Origin of the sequence: Kaistia soli DSM 19436, from assembly GCF_900129325.1 — a bacterium.
In the GTDB taxonomy this organism is placed as follows: domain Bacteria; phylum Pseudomonadota; class Alphaproteobacteria; order Rhizobiales; family Kaistiaceae; genus Kaistia; species Kaistia soli.
In genome coordinates this window covers 578,142-594,260 of sequence record NZ_FQUP01000003.1, presented here as the reverse complement: position 1 = coordinate 594,260, position 16,119 = coordinate 578,142, and the positions used below count along the sequence as shown (strand labels likewise).

General features: G+C 64.6%; 15 protein-coding genes. 12 read left to right on the top strand and 3 right to left on the bottom strand.

Annotation, left to right across the window (positions count from 1 at the left end; all coding sequences use genetic code 11):
• Positions 1–7: 7 nt before the first annotated feature.
• From BUB39_RS16180 to BUB39_RS16155, 6 genes are all read left to right on the top strand, one after another.
• Positions 8–418: an SUF system Fe-S cluster assembly protein gene (locus BUB39_RS16180; protein WP_073055271.1), complete on the top strand. Its 411-nt coding sequence runs from the start codon at positions 8–10 to the stop codon at positions 416–418.
• A gap of 2 nt (positions 419–420) precedes the next feature.
• Positions 421–870 (top strand): VOC family protein, encoded by a 450-nt coding sequence (locus BUB39_RS16175; RefSeq protein ID WP_073055268.1) that lies wholly within the window; start codon positions 421–423, stop codon positions 868–870.
• Positions 871–972: 102 nt separating this feature from the next.
• Positions 973–1,356, top strand: a complete 384-nt coding sequence (sufA, locus tag BUB39_RS16170) for a Fe-S cluster assembly scaffold SufA (RefSeq protein ID WP_073055266.1) — start codon at positions 973–975, stop codon at positions 1,354–1,356.
• 10 nt (positions 1,357–1,366) lie between these two features.
• On the top strand, positions 1,367–2,038 hold the full coding sequence (locus tag BUB39_RS16165; protein WP_073055263.1) for a TenA family protein: 672 nt from the start codon (positions 1,367–1,369) through the stop codon (positions 2,036–2,038).
• Between the two features lie 38 nt (positions 2,039–2,076).
• Positions 2,077–2,424, top strand: coding sequence for a TfoX/Sxy family protein (locus BUB39_RS16160; protein ID WP_244540272.1), 348 nt, complete (start codon positions 2,077–2,079; stop codon positions 2,422–2,424).
• 70 nt (positions 2,425–2,494) lie between these two features.
• Positions 2,495–3,358, top strand: coding sequence for a DUF3313 domain-containing protein (locus tag BUB39_RS16155; protein ID WP_244540271.1), 864 nt, complete (start codon positions 2,495–2,497; stop codon positions 3,356–3,358).
• A gap of 319 nt (positions 3,359–3,677) precedes the next feature.
• On the opposite strand, the gene BUB39_RS16150 is transcribed toward BUB39_RS16155, so the two are convergent.
• A complete protein-coding gene (locus BUB39_RS16150; RefSeq protein WP_073055248.1) occupies positions 3,678–7,169 on the bottom strand; it encodes an acyl-[ACP]--phospholipid O-acyltransferase in 3,492 nt (1,163 codons plus the stop codon).
• 194 nt (positions 7,170–7,363) lie between these two features.
• Between BUB39_RS16150 and BUB39_RS16145 the strand changes: the two genes are divergently transcribed.
• Both BUB39_RS16145 and BUB39_RS16140 read left to right on the top strand, forming a co-directional pair.
• Entirely contained in the window at positions 7,364–7,942 is a 579-nt protein-coding gene (locus BUB39_RS16145; protein ID WP_073055245.1) for a TetR/AcrR family transcriptional regulator, read from the top strand.
• Positions 7,943–7,989: 47 nt separating this feature from the next.
• On the top strand, positions 7,990–8,667 hold the full coding sequence (locus BUB39_RS16140) for a Crp/Fnr family transcriptional regulator (RefSeq protein WP_073055242.1): 678 nt from the start codon (positions 7,990–7,992) through the stop codon (positions 8,665–8,667).
• Between the two features lie 109 nt (positions 8,668–8,776).
• Here BUB39_RS16140 and pgi read toward each other — a convergent pair whose 3' ends face one another.
• Positions 8,777–10,429: a glucose-6-phosphate isomerase gene (gene pgi / locus BUB39_RS16135; protein ID WP_073055240.1), complete on the bottom strand. Its 1,653-nt coding sequence runs from the start codon at positions 10,427–10,429 to the stop codon at positions 8,777–8,779.
• A 168-nt stretch (positions 10,430–10,597) separates the two neighbouring features.
• On the opposite strand from pgi, the gene BUB39_RS16130 reads away from it, so the two are divergent.
• The gene (locus tag BUB39_RS16130) at positions 10,598–11,881 is read left to right on the top strand and encodes an ROK family protein (RefSeq protein ID WP_073055237.1); all 1,284 of its coding nucleotides are present in this window, start codon (positions 10,598–10,600) and stop codon (positions 11,879–11,881) included.
• A 10-nt stretch (positions 11,882–11,891) separates the two neighbouring features.
• Here BUB39_RS16130 and BUB39_RS16125 read toward each other — a convergent pair whose 3' ends face one another.
• Positions 11,892–13,082: a pyridoxal phosphate-dependent aminotransferase gene (locus tag BUB39_RS16125; protein WP_073055235.1), complete on the bottom strand. Its 1,191-nt coding sequence runs from the start codon at positions 13,080–13,082 to the stop codon at positions 11,892–11,894.
• A 161-nt stretch (positions 13,083–13,243) separates the two neighbouring features.
• On the opposite strand from BUB39_RS16125, the gene BUB39_RS16120 reads away from it, so the two are divergent.
• The 3 genes from BUB39_RS16120 to aroQ all read left to right on the top strand — a co-directional run bounded on the left by BUB39_RS16120 (position 13,244) and on the right by aroQ (position 16,097).
• Positions 13,244–14,614 (top strand): M48 family metalloprotease, encoded by a 1,371-nt coding sequence (locus BUB39_RS16120; protein WP_244540270.1) that lies wholly within the window; start codon positions 13,244–13,246, stop codon positions 14,612–14,614.
• Between the two features lie 68 nt (positions 14,615–14,682).
• Complete coding sequence (locus BUB39_RS16115; protein ID WP_084527473.1) at positions 14,683–15,510, top strand: DsbA family protein; 828 nt, start codon at positions 14,683–14,685, stop codon at positions 15,508–15,510.
• A 149-nt stretch (positions 15,511–15,659) separates the two neighbouring features.
• The gene (aroQ, locus tag BUB39_RS16110) at positions 15,660–16,097 is read left to right on the top strand and encodes a type II 3-dehydroquinate dehydratase (RefSeq protein WP_073055231.1); all 438 of its coding nucleotides are present in this window, start codon (positions 15,660–15,662) and stop codon (positions 16,095–16,097) included.
• The last annotated feature ends 22 nt before the right edge of the window (positions 16,098–16,119 follow it).

Here is a 16,119-nt window from a genome sequence, read left to right as displayed (position 1 = left end):
ATTTGACATGTCCGAGGACGTCGCCATGACCGGGATCGTCGACCAAGCAGCAGACGCAGCAGAAGACAGCGCGCTGCCACTTGCCGCGCCGAGCTCGATCCCAGCCGCTGAGCTCGAACAGCTCACGGCCGATATCATCGCTGCTCTCAAGACGGTCTATGACCCCGAAATCCCGGCCGATATCTATGAGCTAGGTCTCATCTACAAGATCGATGTCGACGACGATCGCAACATCGCCATCGACATGACGCTGACCGCGCCCGGCTGTCCGGTTGCAGGCGAAATGCCCGGCTGGGTGGAAAATGCGGTCGGCGCAATTCCGGGGGTCGGACGGGTCGACGTGACCATGACCTTCGATCCGCCCTGGTCGCAGGATCGCATGTCGGACGAGGCGCGGGTCGCGCTCGACTGGTACTGAGAATGGTGGAGGTTGCATCCGCGCCGCCGATCACCGGCGTGCTCGAAACCGCCCTCTATGTCGACGACGTCGCGCGTGCGGTTGCCTTCTATCGCGATGTCCTCGGGCTCAAACTGATGGCCGGGGAGGGCGATCTGCGTTTCGCTGCGCTCGATGCCGGCCCGTCGAGCGTGCTGCTCGTCTTTCGCCGCGGTGGCACGCTTGCCGATATCGCGCTGCCCGGCGGAACAATTCCCGCCCATGACGGCCATGGCCCCCTGCATTTCGCGCTCCGCATTCCGGCTAGCACGTTCGAGGCCTGGCGCAGCCATCTTGCGGCGAATGGCGTGGCGCTTACGGGCGAAATGAAGTGGCCGCAGGGCGGCCGCAGCCTCTATTTCAGCGATCCCGATGGCCACGCCGTCGAACTCGCGACGCCGGGCATCTGGGCCAACGACCCGGAATCGGACTGAGACGCGCGGCAGCCCTTGCCGATGGCCCCGGGATCACCGATCTTAGGGCTAACTGATCATATGCATGCGGCGCCTGGATTGCGCGCTGCGAGGAGAAGAGCCATGGGCGTTCGCTCACGCTTTGCCGTCATGTCGCTGACCGAGGCCGCTGCCGGGCGCATCCGCGAGATCGTCGAGGACGCGGACGAACCCGTTGCCGGCCTCAGGATCGGCATCAAGAAGGGCGGCTGCGCTGGCATGGAATACACCATGCAGAAGGTCGCGGCGCCCGAGGCCAAGGACGAGCGCATCGAGGAGAAGGGCGTCAGCGTCTTCGTCGATCCGTCGGCGGTGCTGTTCCTGCTCGGCACGGTCATGGACTTCGAGACGACCAAGCTTCGCTCCGGCTTCGTGTTTCGCAATCCGAACGAGGTTTCGGCCTGCGGCTGCGGCGAATCGGTGATGCTGAAGCCGGCCGAGATGCCCGGCGCCTCCGCCGCCAGCTAAGCCTTCACGAATGTCGTCAGTGCTTTTCGAGCGGCTGAAGCGCGATGCCGCGCCTGCATGGTCGAGCTATGTCGACCATGTTTTCGTGCGCGGTCTCGGCGACGGCTCGTTGCCGCGCGCGAGTTTCCAGCACTATCTGGTCCAGGACTATCTCTTCCTGATCGAGTTCGCCCGCGCCTATGCGATCGGCGTTTACAAGGCGCCTGATCTTGCCGAGATGAGGAAGGCTTCGGACGGCATCGCCGCGATCCTCGGCGAGACCAGCCTGCATCTGCGCCTTTGCGCCGAATGGGGACTTTCGCCCGATGCCGTGGCTTCCACGCGGCAGGCGCGCGCGACCGTCGCCTATACCCGCTTCGTACAGGAAGCCGGCCTTCGCGGAGACATGCTTGATCTCGTCGTGGCGCTGTCGCCCTGCGTCGTCGGCTACGCCGAAATCGGCAGTGCGCTGGCGGCAAGTGGCAGCGGTCTCAATGACGGCAGCAATGCCTATGCGCCGTGGATCCGTGAATATGCGGGCGAGGGTTATCAGGCGCTGGCCGCCGATAGCCTCGCGCAGATCGATCGCCTTGCAGCGCTGTTTCTGACCGAGGCGCGTTATCCACGCCTGCTCGCGACATTTGACGAGGCGGTCAGGTTGGAAGCGGATTTCTGGCAAATGGGGCTGTCACTCGCCGCTTGAGGGTACCAATGGCTACCGATCACGAATTTCTCGCCGAATTGTTCGAACCGGTTGGCCGCGTCACTTTCCGCCGCATGTTCGGCGGCAGTGGGGTATTTCGCGACGGATTGATGTTCGCGATCGTTATCAACGGCACCATCCACCTGAAGGTCGACGCCGGCAACCAAGCAGGTTTCGAGGCCGAGGGGTGCGGGCCGTTCACCTATGCCCGTCGGGATGGCAAGGTCATGAGCATAAGCTACTGGACGATCCCCGAACGGCTGCTCGACGAACCCGACGAGCTGCGCGACTGGGCGCTTGCCGCCATTGACGTATCGACGCGTGCGCAGATGAACAAGCCGGCCAAGCCGCGCAGGAAAAACCTGACCGCCGCGGACGCGACATAGTCCGCATCTCGGCGCGTTTATGTCATGGTGCGTTGCGGAAGCCACTCGCTGCTCCTTGGAGATCCCATACATGACAGGCCGGAGACGATTGGGCGGCACGGCTTTGCTGATCGCCATGCCGCTTTGGATCGCCGGCTGTGCCAACGCCCCCCTCGATCACGCTGGATCGCTGTCCTCTTATGACAATCTCGCCGAATCGGACGGCGTGCTCACCAAGTCCCGGCTCTACGTCGATGCACCGACCGTGCTGTCCGCAAAGACGGTTCGGCTGGTGCCAACGGTCTTTTCCGACGAAGCGAAGAAGGTGCCGATCTCGGAGGCGCAACGGAAGCTGATAACCAATTCGGTCGATCGATCGCTCTGTTTCGGACTAAGCGATCACTATCGCGTGGTGACTTCGGCCGAAGCGGACCTGACGGTTCATGCCGTTGTCACGCATATGATCCCGACGGACGAGAAGGCAGTGGGCGTATCGAAAGTGGCGTCTGTTGCAAAGTCGGTCCTGCTGCCCGGCATTCCGGTGCCGGTTCCAAGGCTGCCGATTGGCATGGGTAGCTTGTCGATGGAGGCGCAGGCCACGAACCCGTCCGGCGACCCGGTTGCCGCCATGGTGTGGGGACGCGGCGCCAACTTCCTGTCCGGTTCGGCCAGGGTCTCGACCTCGGGCGACGCCTATGAACTGGCCAGCGCGTTCGGCGATGATTTCAGCAAGATGGTCGTCACCGGAAAGACACCGTTCAAGGGCGGCTTGGCACCGCCGTCGATGCGCAAGATCAGATACCTCGCCGATGGAAAACCAACCGACTCCGGCTGCGACATCTATGGCCGCGCGCCGGGTGTCGCTGGACTGATCAGCGGCGCCGTCGGCGCCCCGCCGGAATGGACCGACAAGGGCGGCGTAAGCCCCACGCCCAGGACCGCCGCAACCTATTAGCGGCGGCGGTCGATCAGGAACATCGCGAGGCGCCGAGCGCCTCGCGAAAAGATACGATCCAGCCTCAGCTTGGCCAGAGACGCCTCACATGCCGGGGCACATGACCGGCGCATCCATCGTCGAACCGGCTTGGTTGCAGGAACCCGGCGAACCGGCCTGCTGGGCCGTCTGGCAACCGGCGAGCGCGAAAACGGTAACGATCAAAGCAATGGCAATACGCATGGCAACCCCCACAGGAATGGTCTGAACCTAGCCGCCATGCGCCTGGCTGTCGAGCGGATCGGCGGCGACCCAGTTCATGGACTATCGGCCGGCCGGGTTAAGGATTGATGGCGGCAACCTCGGCCGCAGCAGTCGCCGAGCCGCTGCCAGTCCGCGCCGTCAGCGCAATGGTCTTGAGTGCGGCAAGGTCAAGCTTGCCCGAGCCGAGCAATGGCAGTTCCGCCACCGTCAGCACGGCCTTGGGAAGCTGGATCTCCGATAACCCCCGCGCGCGGCCGAAGCGCTGCAGTTCGCCAAGGTCGGGCGCCGGCCGCTCGGTTATCAGGACGATTTCCTCGCCCTTCCGCTCATTCGGGATCGCGGCAGCGCCGCTCGCATGCTCCGGCCAGAACTCGTTGGCGAGCACCTCGATGGCGGCCAGCGAGACCATCTCACCGCCAACTTTGGCGAAGCGCTTGACGCGTCCAGCAATGGTGATGAAGCCGCGTTCGTCCATCGTGACGATGTCGCCCGTGTCATACCAGCCGTCGGCCACAGGTTCGAGCTGGCCCGGCGCATCGGCGCGCAAATAGCCGCGCATGACATTGGGACCGCGCACCAGCAGGCGGCCGCCCTCAGTCATGCCGGCGATCGGTTCGAGCCGGGTCTCGATGCCCGGCAGCGCCTTGCCGACCGAGCCCGGCTTGTTCGCCATCGGCGTGTTGATGGCGATGACGGGTGCGGTCTCCGTCGCGCCGTAGCCCTCCAGAATGCGCAGCCCGAATTTCTCGGCATAGACCCGCCGTGTTTCCGGCTTCACCGCCTCGGCGCCGGCAAAAACATAGCGCAGGCTGTAGAAGTCATAAGGGTGGGCCATGCGGGCATAGCCGGCAAGAAACGTATCGGTCCCGAACAGGATGGTCGCGTTCACGTCATAAGCGATCTCCGGCACGATCCGGTAATGCAGAGGCGAGGGATAGAGCATCTGCCGCACGCCGGAATAGAGCGGCAGGAGGCACCCCGCCGTCAGCCCGAAGGCGTGGAAGATCGGCAATGCGTTGAGCACAATATCCTCGCGCGAGAAGTCGATGACGCTCGAAATCTGCATCCGGTTCGATTCGATGGCGGCATGGCTGAGCGAAACGCCCTTCGGCAGGCCTTCCGAGCCCGAGGTGAACAGCACGACGGCTTCATCTTGTGCCGTTGCGGCCCGGCGGAATGCGAGACGGCTCATGGCTAACGGTGCGATGCCGCCAAGGAGCGCCAGGAGCTTTGCGACAATGCCGACCTCTCCGCGAAGGTCCTCGAGATAGACGATGCGGCAATGCGGGGCGAGCGCACTGACGAGCGGTTGCAGTCGGCCCTTCTCGACAAATTGGCGCGAGGTCAGCACGACCTTGATCTCGGCCGAGCGTCGCGCCGCGTCGATCGCTGCTGGTCCGGCCGAGAAGTTCAACATCGCCGGGACGCGGCCGGTCGCCTGAAGCGCAAAGAACGTCACGACCGCCGCGATGGTGTTGGGCAACAGCAAGCCCACCCGCTCGGCCGGCGCCGTCATCGCCGCGATGGGGCGTCCGAGCGCAAAGGCGCCGCGGATGATCTCACGATAACCGACCGGCGCACGCGTGACGTCTTCGAGCACCGGCCGGCTGCCATTGAGATGACGGGCATGGACGAGGCTTTCGAACAGCGTGCGGGCCGGCTCGCTGGTCGAGAAGACCATCTCCGTCATGATGTCCTGCAGATGCGCACCGGCTTCGGCGCGGCGGCGACGGCCGACCACTCCCTCGGTGAGGGCCATGCGCCGCGGTGGCAGGACCGTCAGGTGCATGCGCGGCAGAAGACGACGTCGAACCTTGCCTTTCAGCCGCGAGAAGATCGAATACTGGGCGCCGACGATGCGCACGGGGATGATCGGCACGTCCGCCAGCGCCGCGATCATCGCCGGCCCACCATAGACCTTCATCAGCGCGCCGGTGACCGTGATCCGCCCCTCCGGGAAAATCACCAGCCGGCGTCCCTCCTTCACCAGCTTCACCATGCGGCGCACCGAGAACGGGCTGGTCGGATCAACGGGCACGAGTTCGAAGAAGCGGAAGGCCGGCTTGACCCACCAGCGGTCGGCAATGAAGGAATTGATGGCAAAGACGGGCTTGCCCGGCAGCAGGCAGCCGATCAGCACCGCATCGAGAAACGAGGTGTGGTTGACCACCACGACGGCGGCATCCTCGCCGTCACCATAGTTGTCGGCGCCCTCGACGCGCGCGCCGAAAAGCAGTTGCAGCAGCCGATGCCCGAATGCCTTCACGATCTCGTCGGGCATCAGCTTCAGGCAGACGAAGGCGGCGCCGATATTGGCGATGCCGAGCCAGAACAGGAGCTGCAGCGTCGTCACGCCGACGGCGAGGAGACCAGCCGCAGCGATGGTGCCGGCGACCATCAGCGCGGCATTCATGATGTTGTTGCCGGCGATCGCTGCCGAGCGCTCATTGTCGGCGGCGCGCGATTGCAGCATCGCATAGAGCGGTACCGTGAAGAGACCGCCGCCAAACGCGATGCCGACGAGATCGAGCAGCACGCGAAGCCCCGCCGCCGACGAAGCAAAGGCGAACACATCCAGCATGTCCGCGCCCGGCATCCCGCCGAGATGAACGGCCGAGAAGGAGAGGTCGATCAGGAAGAAGGCCATGATGAGGCCGCCGATCGGCGTGTGGCGGGCCGATATCTGTCCGGCTAGCAGCTTGCTGGTCGCGGCTGAGCCGAGCGCGATGCCGACGACGAAGGCGGCGACGAGCAGGTTGGCGACGATCTCGTCGACCTTCAGCGTCGACTTCGCGAATTCCGGGAAGAGCGACATCACGATGAGGCCGATCATCCAGAACCAGGAGATGCCAAGCACCGCAAGGAAGACCGACTTCCGCCGGCGGATGGCGACGAAGGCGCCGCGATTGGCCTCGATGATCGAGAAGCGGAATGGTGCCGCGTCTGGAGAGGGCGGCGCCGAAGGCACGAAGAACGCCGCTACGGCGCCGATGAGTGCCGCGCCGACGAGCCCGGCGACCGCAATCCATGTGCCGCCGAGGCCGATCGTCAGGCCGCCAAACAGCGTGCCGAGCAGGATCGCGACGAAGGTTGAGCCTTCGAACAGCGCATTGGCGGCGACCAGCCTGTTCCGCTCCACCATCTGCGGCAGGATCGCGTATTTCGCCGGCCCGAAGATCGTCGACTGCACCGCATAGAGAAACATGCCGGTGAGGGCGAGCGGCGCCGAATGGATCATGATCGCGATCGACGAGATAATGGCGAGGATGACTTCGGCGAGGCGCGTCCAGCGCACGACGATCTGCTTGTCGATGCTGTCGGAGAGACGTCCCGAAAGGCCCGAAAACAGGAAGAAGGGCAGCATGAACACCGCGCCGCCCAGCGTCACCGCGACTTGGGGCGAGAGGCCGAAGAGGTCAGCGCCACCATAGGCCACCATGAAGCCGAAGGCGCTCTTGAGGGCATTGTCGGCGAAGGCGCCGAACCATTGCACGATGAAGAGCGGGAGAAAGCCTCGCGTGCCGATGAGCGAGGGCGTGGCGTCGTGGCTATGCGGGGTGGCGTTCATGGTGTGAGCGTCTGTCTCTTTGATCGACGTGGCAAGCACGATTGTTCTGAACGGTGTTCAATTATCTAGCAGTATTTTGAACGACGTTCAATATGTGCTATTGATGCCCTGCGGTTCGGCGTTGCGCCGAGCCTAATCGGTGGGAGGGGATCCTGGCACGTCGCAACGATCACTCGCCGGACGATCTGCGCCGCATGGCGCTGGACGCTGCGCGCGCAATCGGTGCTGCAGAGGGTCTGCGCGGTCTAACGGTGCGCCGTGTCGCCGAGCGCATCGGTTATGCGCCAGGCACGCTCTACAACCTGTTCGACAATCTGGACGCGCTCATCGTCACAATGAACGGCGAGACGTTGGAACGGCTGCGGGCCGCGCTCGCGATGGCGGCCGCGACGGACGATGACGCGGCGCGGCCGTCTGCGCTGGTCGATGCCTATTTCGACTTCGTCGAGAGCGAACCCCAGCTCTGGTCCGTCCTGTTCGAGCACCGGCTGCCGGAAGGCACGTCACTGCCCGATTGGTACCGCGATGGCCTTGCCGGGCTTGTGGACGGCGCTGTTGCCGCGCTCGCACCGGTGATGAAAGCCTGGCCCGAGCCGTCGCGGCGCGAGGCTGTTGTCGCGATGTGGGGAGCGCTGCATGGCATCTCGACGCTCGCCGTCTCCGGCAAGCTCGGCCTCATCTCCACCAACCCGCCGCGCCGGCTCGGCCACCTCATCGTCGAGCGCATGATTGCGGCGGGGCCCATGGTTGACCTCTCGTCCGGGGAGTCGTGAAATGGTAATCAGCTTCGGGGATTGAAGGTTTTCGGGGAGAGGCGGCAGTGCAGATTGCGGACATCGTCACGAGGCTCGGGCGAACGAGCTTCTTCAATGGCCTCGAACGTGATGATCTCGTCCGCCTCGCGCAGATTGCCCGCGTCACGACGCATCCCGCCGAGGCCGTTCTTTTCGCGCAGGGCGATGAATCCGATGGGCTCTATGCCGTTGCTACCGGGATCGTCCGCATCTTTCTGACGGCCGAAGACGGCCGCGAACTCACCATCCAGCTTTTCGAGGAAGGCGAGATGATCGGCGAGATCGCGCTGATCGATGGCCTGCCGCGCAGCGCCGGTGCGGCAACCTTGACGCCGACGCAGATGATCTTCGTCCCGCGTCAGCCCTTCATGTCGCTGCTCGATTCATCGCCGCGGCTGCAGCGACAGATCATTCTCAGCCTCTGCGAGCGGTTGCGCCAGACCAACGACCAGGTCAACCGGGCCGTCTTTCATGATCTTCGTCACCGCCTGCTGGTGCTTCTGCGCCAGCTCGCACTGATCCATGGTCGCATCGACCGTGACCAGGCGGTTGTCGAGCTCGACCTCACGCAGGGGACGCTGGCGCAGATGCTCGGCGCGAGCCGTGAAGCCGTGAACAAGCAGATCCGAGCCCTGATCAAGGAGGGCCGCCTTTCGATCGACGGCCATCACATCATCGTCCATCGCTCGGTCAAGGAAGGCTAAGCGGACGGCGCCGTCAGGCTTCGCCGCATCGCGCGACCGGGAAGAGCTGGATTGCCGGCCTTGAACCGACAATCCAGACTTTCCTCGCAGACCCCTGGCTCTGCGGCCGTTACCGCAGGGCGGCGATCGCGGCGACGAGGCCGGCGGTCGAAGCGTCGCGCTTGTCCGCGCTTTCCGTGCCTTCGATCATCGGCAGCAGTTCCTTGGCGAGCTGCTTGCCCAGTTCCACGCCCCACTGGTCGAACGAATCGATGCCCCAGATCGTGCCCTGCACGAACACCTGATGCTCATAGAGTGCGATCAGGCGGCCGAGCGTGAAGGGATCTAGCAGCGTGTAGAGGATGGTGTTGGTCGGCCGGTTGCCCGGGAAAGTCTTGTGCGGAGCGAGACGGTCGGCCTCGGTCGGCACCTTGCCTTCGGCGAGTAGCTCGGCGCGCGCTTCGTCCGTCGTGCGGCCCTTCATCAGCGCTTCGGTCTGTGCCAGGCAGTTGGCGAGCAGCAGTCGATGATGGATGTCGTCGGGCTCATGCGCCCGTGCTGCGACGAGGAAGTCGCCCGGGATCGGATCGGTGCCCTGATGCAGCAGCTGGTAGAAGGCGTGCTGGCCGTTGGCCCCGGGCTCGCCCCAGACGAGCGGTCCGGTCGAATGCGAGACCGAGCTGCCGTCGAGCGTCACGCGCTTGCCGTTCGATTCCATGTCGAGCTGCTGGAGATAGGCGGCAAAGCGGAGCATGCGCTGGTCATAGGCCAGCACCGCCTTGGCCGGAAAGCCGAGCACGTTGCGGTTCCAGATGCCGACCAGCGCCAGCAGCACCGGCAGGTTGCGGTCAAGCGGCGCGTCGAGGAAGTGATGGTCCATCGCATGGGCGCCGGCAAGGAAGTCGCCGAAATTGTCCGGTCCGATGGCGAGCATCACTGGCAGGCCGATCGCCGACCAGACCGAATAGCGGCCGCCGACCCAGTCCCAGAACCCGAAGGTGCGGTCGCTGGCGATGCCGAAGGCGTTGACCTTGTCGAGCGCCGTCGACATCGCGGCGAAATGATCGCCGACGGCCTCTTCGCCGAGCGCATCGACGATCCATTTCCGCGCCGTGCCGGCATTGGTCATGGTCTCGATAGTGGTGAAGGTCTTGGAGGCGACGAGGAACAGCGTCGTCGCCGGATCGAGGCCGGCGAGCGTGTCATGGATATGGGCGCCGTCGACATTGGAAACAAAATGCGAGCGCGGGCCGTCGTGATAGGGGCTCAGCGCCAGCGTCACCATGGCTGGACCCAGATCCGAGCCGCCGATGCCGATATTGACGACGTCGGTGATCTTGCCACCCTTGCCGGCGATCGCGCCGCTGCGGACGCCGTTGGCAAAGGCTGCCATGGCGTCCAGCACCGAATGGACCTCTTCGACGACGTTCTTGCCGTCGACCACATAGGATTCGCCCGGCTGTGCGCGCAGGGCGATATGCAGCACGGCGCGGTTTTCGGTGACGTTGATCTTCTCGCCAGCGAACATCTGCGCCCGGCGCGCCTCGACCCCGGCAGCGCGCGCGAGATCGAGAAGCGCTACCACGGCGGCCGTATCGAGCCGGTTCTTCGAATAATCGAGCAGCAATCCGTCGACCGTCAGCGAAAGCTTCTGGAAGCGCTGCGGATCGGCCGCGAACATCTGGCGCATCGACTGCGCTTCCACGCGGTCCTTGTGACCACGAAGGGCCGAGAAGGCGTTGGCAACTTCGGCCGCCGCAGCGGCTGTTCTGACGGCGGTCATATGGCGTGCATCCTTCGCATCGGGGCGGGGCCATGACGACATACGACGCCGGTCGCTCCCAGGCAAGGCTGGCCGCACGCTGGAGGCTCGGCTCGAAAGTCCTTGGAAAGCTAAGCCCGATCGCCCATTCTCGCCCGCGTTGGATTACGAGTCTGTCAGAGTGAAGTCTTGCAAAGCAAAGCCGACACCGAACTGGTTCGCCGTCAGAACCGCGGCTTAGTGCTCGAGGCGCTGCGGCGGGTCGGCATGATGGCGCGGGTCGAACTCGGCCGGGCGACTGGTCTGAGCCCGGCGACGATTTCGGCCATCACCGGCGATCTCCTCGCCGAAAATCTCATCGTGACGGCCGCGATCGACGACAAGGCCGAGAAACCGCTTGGGCGGGGTCGTCCGCGCGTCGCACTGTCACTCAATCCCGAGGCCGGCTATGTGCTTGGCGTCAAGATTTCGTTGAATTCGGTCACGCTGATCCTGTCGGATTATTCGGGCCATCTCGTCGACCGAACCCGTCTGCCGATCCCGACAATGGGTGCCGATGCGCCGCAATTTGTGCCGAGGCTCGCTGCCGCGATCCGGAACTATCTTCGCCAGCGTGACGTTCCGCTCGGCCAGGTCCCCGAAATCCCCATCGCGATCCCGGGTGTCGTCGACCGGACCACCGGCCGTCTCGTCTGGAGCCCTACCGTCTCCGTCGATGTAGGCGCTGTGCCGGGTCCGCTCAGCGAGTCGCTCGGCGTTCCCGTGTCGATGACCAATGACGTCGACATGATGGCGCAGGCGCTGAACTCGCGCGACCCGGTGCATTACGGCGGCACGTTCGCGATCATCTTCATTGCCTATGGCATCGGTATGGGCCTTTACGTCAATGGCCGCCTGTTCTCGGGCGCGTTCGGCTCCGGCGCCGAGTTCGGGCATACCAATCACGTACCGGGCGGGCCTCTCTGTCGTTGCGGACGGCGCGGCTGTGTCGAAGCCTATGTCGCCGACTACGCCATTTATCGCTCCATCGAGCGGCTGCCGCCCGACGAGCCGCCGGCCGACATTGATCCCGACGCTGAAACCATGGCGAAGCTCGAGGCGCGCGCGCGGGCGGGCGACGACCGCGCTCGCACGGCCTATCACCAGGCGGGCCTTGCGCTCGGCTACGGACTGTCCCGTCTGATGGGGCTCATCAATCCGGGGCGCGTCGTGCTCACCGGGCGCGGCATCGCTGCCTTCGATCTTATGCAGCAAGGCTTCAGGACAGGCATCCAGGAGGGTTTGGTGACCGAGATCGCCGACATGACCGAGATCGAGGTGCTCTCACCCGAAGACGATCTCGTCGATGTCGGCATCCTCGCCGGTGCCCTGCAGCGGCTTGATCGCGAGGTATTCGCAAGCTCGGACCACGAGCCGGTCCCGCCGCGCCGCCGCCCGGCGCTCCCAGCTGTCGGAATGGCGGCCAAAGCCTGAACGGCATCCTTCAGCGCTTCAGCCAGCCTGCGATTCGATCGACGGCTTCCGCGATTTCAGCTTCGGCGCCGGCGAAAGAAAAGCGGATATAGCCGTCGCCGCGTGCGCGGTCGAAGTCGAGCCCGGGCGTTGCCGCGACGCCGGCTTCGGCCAGCATGGCCTTGGCAAAGGCGGCGGAATCGTTAGTGAAGCGCCGTGTCGAGGCATAGACGTAGAACGCGCCGTCGACGGGAAAGAAATCGTCGAAGCCGATCTCGGGAAGACGCTCGAGCAGCAGGCGGCGATTGGCGGCGTAGCCGGCCTTGATTTCCTCCAATTCCTCCGTCGCCTCGAAGGCCGCAAGTGCTGCCCGCTGCGAGAGATCGGGCGCCGAGATGTAGAGGCTCTGGCCGATGCGCTCGACTGGCCTGACCAGCGTTTCCGGCAAGACCATCCAGCCGATGCGCCAACCGGTCATGCAGTAATATTTCGAGAACGAATTGATGACGATCGCCTCGTCCGAGAAGGCGAGCGCGGTTGTTTCCGTGCCTTCATAGACGAGGCGATGATAGATCTCGTCCGAGATGAAGCGGATGCCGAGCCGGTCGGCGGTGGCGATCAGCGCGGCGAGCGCCGCGGGCGTCATCATCGTGCCGGTCGGGTTGGCGGGGCTCGCTATCAGCACGCCGGCGAGCGGCCCGCTGGCATGGGCCCGCTCCAGCATTTCCGGCGTCACGGCATGGCGGTCCCGCGCGGAAGTCGGCAGTTCGACAACATGCAGGCCGAGCGCTGCGAGGATATTGCGATAGGCCGGATAGCCGGGCGCCGCGATCGCGACACGATCGCCATGATCGAATGCGGCGAGGAAGGCGAGGTTGAAGCCCGCGGATGAGCCGGTTGTCACAGCGATGCGCGAGGTGGGGACCGTAACGCCATACAGCTCTTCATAGTGGCGAGCGATCCGCTCGCGCAGGGGCCGCCAGCCGAGCGCCTCGGTATAGCCGAGCCGGCCGCCATCGAGCGCCGCGCGCGCGGCCTCACGGACCAATCGCGGCGTCGATGCACCTGGTTCGCCGATCTCCATGTGCAGGACACGCTGGCCGGCTGCCTCAAGGGCATTGGCCGCAGATTTGACGTCCATGGCGATGAAGGGCGCGACGGCGCTGCGTCGCGATGGGCCATCGGACCGTTCGATCAACGGAACTTGTTCGTCTCTATTCATGCCGCTTGTTGTCCTTGCGGGCCAAGTCTTGCTATTGCCCAATTGATCTGGCCATCGATAGGCTGACTACGCGATGGCCGCGCTTTTACAGTGCCGGGCCTTCGAGAGGAAGAACGGGCTTTGAAGGCATGCTGACGGCGGCGGGGCGAAGGCTACGAGGGATGGCGCGCGGTCTGGTCGTATCTGCGGCCGGGCTGTCATTGGTCTCGACGATGTGTCTGTCGCCCGCATGGGCCCAGAGTGCCGATAAGCGGAATTTCATCCGCGATGCCGAGACCGAGGCGCTGATCCAGGACTATATCCGCCCGATCTTCAAGGCGGCCGGTGTCCGTTCCAGTGCCGTCGAGCTGTTCCTGGTCGAGGATCCGTCATTCAACGCCTTCGTCGCCACCGGCCAGAAGCTCGTTGTGAACACCGGCGCGATTATCGACTCGAAGACGCCGAATGAACTGATCGGGGTGCTGGCGCATGAGACCGGTCACCTCGCCGGGGATCATCAGACCAAGCTGCGCGAGCAGGTCGACCGTGCCAACACGCTCGCCACGATCGGCGCGATCGCCGGCATCGGTGCCGCCATTGCCGGCTCCGCTTCGGGTTCGCCCGATGCAGCGCGCGCGGGCGGCGGCATCGTCGCCGGATCGAGCGAGGCCGCGCGCCGCTCGCTGCTTGGGTACCAGCGCTCGGAGGAGATGGCCGCCGATCAATCGGCGCTCACCTATCTCAAAAAGAGCGGCCAGTCGGCCAAGGGCATGCTGACGACGTTCAACCGCTTCGCCGACAACACGCTGTTCTCTGCCCGGGGCGTCAATCCTTATCTGCAGAGCCATCCGATGCCGCGCGAGCGCATCGACTTGATCGAGCGCGAGGCGAAGGCCAGCCCCTATTACAACACCAAGGACCCAGCGGCGCTTCAGGCGCGACACGACATGGTGCGCGCCAAGCTTGTCGGCTTTACCGGCGACCTGGACACAATCATGCGCCGTTATCCGCCGAGCGACACGTCGCTACCGGCGCAATATGCCCGCACGATCGCCGCCTATCGCAACGGCAATGCGCAGGGCGCCCTCACAATGCTTGACGGCCTTTTGCGAGCGCAGCCGAAAAATCCCTATTTCTGGGAGTTGCAGGGCCAGATCGAGCTCGAGAACGGCCGTGCCGGCCTTGCCGTGCCGGGCCTTCGCAAGGCGGTTGCGTTCGCGCCGCGCTCTGGCCTGCTCAAGATCATGCTCGGTCAGGCGCTTGTCGAAACGGGCGATCCGAAGACGGTCGACGAGGCCGTGAAGAACCTTACCATCGGACTTCGCGACGATCCCGAAGTGCCCATCGGCTATCGCAGCCTGGCCCGCGCCTATGCGATCCGCGGTGATATTGCCATGGCGGATCTCGCTACCGCGCAGGGCGAGTTCGCTGCTGGCAATTATGCCGACGCCAAGCGGCATGCCACACGCGCGCAGGCCGCGCTGAAGCGTGGCTCGCCTGCCTGGCTTCGTGCCGATGACATCGTGTCCTATACTCCAGCAAAACCGGGCTGAGCCCAATCCTCGCGGTACGATCTTATCCGGCCGCCGTCGCCTTCATTTCCAGCAAGGGTCCGCTCTTCATGTTCGAGATTTCCCCGATAAGCCCCTACCGGGCGGCAGCGCGCCGCGCGTTGCGCAGGGCGAGCGGCGCCGGCTTCGCCGCGGCGATCGTCATTGCCGGCCTGGCCGCCGGACCTTCAGTCGCCAATGCCGACCAGACCGCTTTCGACAAGACGCAGCAGGAGGCCATCGGCGCGATCGTCAAGGACTATCTGATGCAGCATCCGGAGGTCATCCGCGATGCGATGCAGGAGCTCGATCGTCGCCAGCAGGTGGCCGAATCGGACGCCAAGAAGGCGAATGTCGCCAAATATTCCGACCTCCTCTTCAATTCGAAGCGCCAGGTCGTGCTCGGCAATCCCAATGGCGATGTCACGCTTGTCGAGTTCTTCGACTACAACTGCGGATACTGCAAGCGCGCCCATGCCGACCTGAAGCAGCTGATGGAGGAGGACAAGGGTCTCCGCGTCGTGCTGAAGGAATTCCCGGTTCTCGGGCCTGGCTCCGAGGAGGCCGCGCAAGTCGCGGTCGTCGTTCACGAGATGGCGCCCGACAAGTACCAGGGCTTCTTCGATGAACTGCTTATGAGCAAAGGCGAGGTCAACGGCGCCCGCGCGCTGGCGGTTGCGGCCGATATCGGCCTCGACCCCGACGCCGTCAAGGCGCGGCTGAAGGAGCCGGAGGTCGCTGCGACGATCAACGAATCATATGGCCTTGCGCAGGCGCTCGGCATCAACGGGACGCCGACCTATGTCCTGCAGGGCGATGTCGTCGTTGGCGCGGTCGGCTACGACACGCTGAAGCAGAAGATCAAGTCGGTCCGCGACTGCGGCCAGGCGACCTGCTGATTGTTTGTCGACGCCCTGAAATCCACAAAGCTTCGCCTTCCAAGGGCGGGGCTTTTCCTTTGCCGGCCGACCCCCTATAACCGGCGCGCTCCGGCCCACGCGCCTTTGCGTGGCTGGTCGCGGTCAACGGTTGCGGCAGAAGCCATTCGATGACGATTTCGGTCCTGGTCCTCAACGGCCCCAATCTCAACATGCTCGGCAAGCGGGAACCCGGCGTCTACGGCGCACGGACACTTGCGGAGATCGAGACGGAGACGACGGCTTTCGGCGCCGGCCTCGGCATCAGTGTCGACTTCCGCCAGTCCAATCATGAAGGCATGCTGGTCGACTGGATCCATGAAGCGCTCGGGCGCTGCCGTGGCATCGTCATCAATCCCGGCGCCTACACCCACACATCGATCGCGTTGCATGACGCCATTCGTGCGGTTGCCCTGCCGACGATCGAAGTGCATCTGTCGAATGTCTTCGCCCGGGAGACGTTCCGCCACCACTCCTATATTTCTCCGGCCGCCCTCGGCGTCATCTGCGGGTTCGGCCCGCTCGGCTACCAGCTGGCGCTGACGGCGCTTCAGCCGCACGTCGTCTGACACGGACAAGGCAAGGTCGCTC

What these genes read in the sequence shown, in the direction of transcription:
- BUB39_RS16180 (WP_073055271.1), top strand. Translation starts at nt 8, where the DNA reads ATGTCCGAGGACGTCGCCATGACCGGGATCGTCGACCAAGCAGCAGAC.
- BUB39_RS16175 (WP_073055268.1), top strand. Translation starts at nt 421, where the DNA reads ATGGTGGAGGTTGCATCCGCGCCGCCGATCACCGGCGTGCTCGAAACC.
- sufA (WP_073055266.1), top strand. Translation starts at nt 973, where the DNA reads ATGGGCGTTCGCTCACGCTTTGCCGTCATGTCGCTGACCGAGGCCGCT.
- BUB39_RS16165 (WP_073055263.1), top strand. Translation starts at nt 1,367, where the DNA reads ATGTCGTCAGTGCTTTTCGAGCGGCTGAAGCGCGATGCCGCGCCTGCA.
- BUB39_RS16155 (WP_244540271.1), top strand. Translation starts at nt 2,495, where the DNA reads ATGACAGGCCGGAGACGATTGGGCGGCACGGCTTTGCTGATCGCCATG.
- BUB39_RS16150 (WP_073055248.1), bottom strand. Translation starts at nt 7,169, where the DNA reads ATGAACGCCACCCCGCATAGCCACGACGCCACGCCCTCGCTCATCGGC.
- BUB39_RS16145 (WP_073055245.1), top strand. Translation starts at nt 7,364, where the DNA reads ATGGCGCTGGACGCTGCGCGCGCAATCGGTGCTGCAGAGGGTCTGCGC.
- pgi (WP_073055240.1), bottom strand. Translation starts at nt 10,429, where the DNA reads ATGACCGCCGTCAGAACAGCCGCTGCGGCGGCCGAAGTTGCCAACGCC.
- BUB39_RS16125 (WP_073055235.1), bottom strand. Translation starts at nt 13,082, where the DNA reads ATGAATAGAGACGAACAAGTTCCGTTGATCGAACGGTCCGATGGCCCA.
- BUB39_RS16120 (WP_244540270.1), top strand. Translation starts at nt 13,244, where the DNA reads ATGGCGCGCGGTCTGGTCGTATCTGCGGCCGGGCTGTCATTGGTCTCG.
- BUB39_RS16115 (WP_084527473.1), top strand. Translation starts at nt 14,683, where the DNA reads ATGTTCGAGATTTCCCCGATAAGCCCCTACCGGGCGGCAGCGCGCCGC.
- aroQ (WP_073055231.1), top strand. Translation starts at nt 15,660, where the DNA reads ATGACGATTTCGGTCCTGGTCCTCAACGGCCCCAATCTCAACATGCTC.